The organism is Seonamhaeicola marinus, assembly GCF_008085455.1.
Window position 1 is genome coordinate 1 of sequence record NZ_VSDQ01000369.1, and the last position, 966, is coordinate 966.

Below are 966 nucleotides of genomic sequence, written 5' to 3' on the forward strand. Positions count from 1 at the left end.
ATGTTACGGTGGTGATATTTCGCGTAAGCGTAAACTTTTAGAAAAACAGAAAAAAGGTAAAAAACGTATGAGGCAAGTTGGTAACGTTGAAATTCCACAACAAGCTTTTATGGCCGTTTTAAAACTTAACGATTAATAAAATACTAGCCAACAAATAAGTTTTTTAAGCACTAAAAACATAATAGTACCTACCGGAAGACTTTGTTGAATTTTATAGAATATTAAAGAAAAATAAAGGTATTTGTTAAATTTCTTTAACGAAAAAATCAAATATCCTCAATAATGCTTTTTTTTTCTCAAAAATGAGATTTCAACAAAGTTATTAACAATATTTTTGTATGTTTATAACATATGAAAGTTTAATATGACAGTAATACATATTAGTGCAGAATGCTATCCGGTAGCCAAAGTTGGTGGTTTGGCCGATGTTGTTGGTGCCTTACCAAAATATCAAAATAACGCTGGTATTTCTTCGCATGTTATAATGCCTTATTATGACAATAAATTTACCAAAGCCCATAATTTTAATAAAATTTACAGTGATACACTCACACTTGCCAATGAAACACTAGAGTTTAACGTTTTAATGCTTAATAAGGACGTGCTGGACTTTAATGTTTATTTTATTGATGTGCCAGAATTAATTTTTAAAGATTATGTGTACTCAAATGAAGATACAGAACGGTTTTTAGCCTTTCAAATTGCAGCACTAAACTGGTTAACAACATGGAATGATTTGCCAGATATTATACATTGTCATGATCATCACACAGGGTTAACACCCTTTATGATGCAGCAATGCAAACAATATGCTGCTTTTAAAAATACGCCCAGTATATTTACTATACACAATGCACAATACCAAGGTTGGTTTTCGCATGATAAGGTAAACCTAATTCCAGAATTTAATTTTGATAATGTTGGATTGTTAGATTGGGGTGGCTCTATAAACCCCTTAGCCGCAGC

The 966-nt window shown here is 31.3% G+C and carries 2 protein-coding genes; both read left to right on the forward strand.

Features of this window, described 5'->3' with window-relative positions; all coding sequences use genetic code 11:
* On the forward strand, positions 1-136 hold a 136-nt coding region (locus tag FUA24_RS04970), incomplete at its 5' end, for a hypothetical protein (RefSeq protein ID WP_148540283.1).
* 228 nt (positions 137-364) lie between these two features.
* On the forward strand, positions 365-966 hold a 602-nt coding region (locus tag FUA24_RS04975; RefSeq protein WP_187388175.1), incomplete at its 3' end, for a glycogen synthase.